1 protein-coding gene is annotated in these 1,694 nt (G+C 50.6%); it reads right to left on the reverse strand.

Going from position 1 to position 1,694, the window contains the following annotated elements:
• Nucleotides 1–1,663: hypothetical protein (locus tag V6D20_10330; protein ID HEY9816177.1), on the reverse strand; the 1,663-nt coding region annotated here is incomplete at its 3' end.
• Nucleotides 1,664–1,694: the final 31 nt, after the last annotated feature.

Here is a 1,694-nt window from a genome sequence, read left to right on the forward strand (position 1 = left end):
TGGTAAAACTTCCTTGGCTAGGCTCAATCATTTGTTCTGTATAATCCAGCCCAAGACGGACTAACAAACCTCTAATGTCGTGATGATACGCTTTCGACTGTGCAATCGCTAAACGGTAGCCCGAAAACCCTCCATCTGTCATAAACCAAGCAATGAAACGAATCTCATCATCACTCAAGGGTAATCCAGGGAATGGATCAATGGGGTCTGCGGCAAGGGGTAAGGCATAGCTGCTCTTCCGCTCATAAAGCTGGTATCCCGTTTTGGTGATGAAGCGATCGCTAAGCTGCCCACCTGTCCGTGGATTGCGATACTTGATGTGAAATTCATGTCCCTCCGTAACCCGAATATTAAGATGCTGGCTCTCGATGCGAACCATACATTCATCAGAACGGACTGGACGCTCTCCGTAGTCAAGAACAGGCACAACTTCCAGGTTTTCAGTATCTCGATTCAGCGAATATACGTCCTCACCGATCGAAATATCACCGCGTCCGACCCAGCCTCTAGGCGTTAAAATTTCTGTCTCAGCATCAAGGCAATCCCAGCCTTCCGTCAACATCGACACCGATACCACACAGCGGATCGATTCCCCCAGCTTGCCTTGCTTACCAATCGTATTCATCACCTCCCGCAATAAATCTTGATCGGTCAGGGCCTCCACCGCCGCCGCTCCATCCCGCTGACCAATCTCATAGCGGAAACGTTCAATTTCATCCGCTGCCATATCCCGAAAGTTTTTGTCTAGCGCATCTCCAGACTCTAGCTGCTCACTGTCAATTAACAAGGTTCTCGGTCGAGAATAACGATTGCCAAAGTCGTCGTAGTTGCGGAATAGCTCCAGGCGTCCTGCATTGTAGGCCTCTTCTTCGCGCTCCTCATCCTTCTTATAGAACCCAGAGATATAGTCATAGACCAGCTTGGAGGTTGAGGTATTGTTACACACCACAATGAATACTGGAGGAACCGGAATCTGTTGCTCCTGCCAAATGTCATAGGTTTTCACATAATGACCATAGAGGACATCTAAGGCCATTAGCAGATCCTTGTGCAAGCTCAGTGGATCTAGGTTTTTCGCCGAGCCTCGCCCCTTCTTCGGCATTTTCTTGCCAATGTGCTTCCAAAGATCACGAAACTTGGGCATATCGCCCCCTGGCACATTATCCGCGACCGGCACCCGAGGCAGCTTGACAATGCCGCATTCAATCGCATCCATCAACGAAAAGTCGCTCACCGTCCAAGGAAACAGCGTCCCTTCAGCATAGCCAGACCCTCGGAGAAAAAAGGGTGTCGCGGATAGATCATAAACGCGCTGCACACCCAGCTTACGCTGCACTGCCTCCAGCCCAGAAATCCATAGGCGGGCGGCCTCATTATTTTTTTTCGCCTCAGTCTTATCATCGCCCTTCAGGCCAGGCTCTTCCTCCTCCCCCGGCTTTTCTCGATAGCAGTGGTGGGCCTCATCATTTATCACCAACACATTCTTGCCAAGACCAGCCATCACCCGTTGAATCATCTGCCCTTCAGTTTCCAGGGTTTGTAGATCGGGGCCGCGCCCTTGCAGCATCTTCTTGGTACCCGACGCAATCTGCACCCGCTCCCGTAGTTTGAAGGCATGGTAGTTGGTAATCACGATGTTGGCCTTCTGTAAGTCCAGCACCATATCACTAGGCACTAGATCACGGGTGTTGTAG

The sequence above is a fragment of the Candidatus Obscuribacterales bacterium genome (assembly GCA_036703605.1).
Taxonomy (GTDB): Bacteria; Cyanobacteriota; Cyanobacteriia; order RECH01; family RECH01; genus RECH01.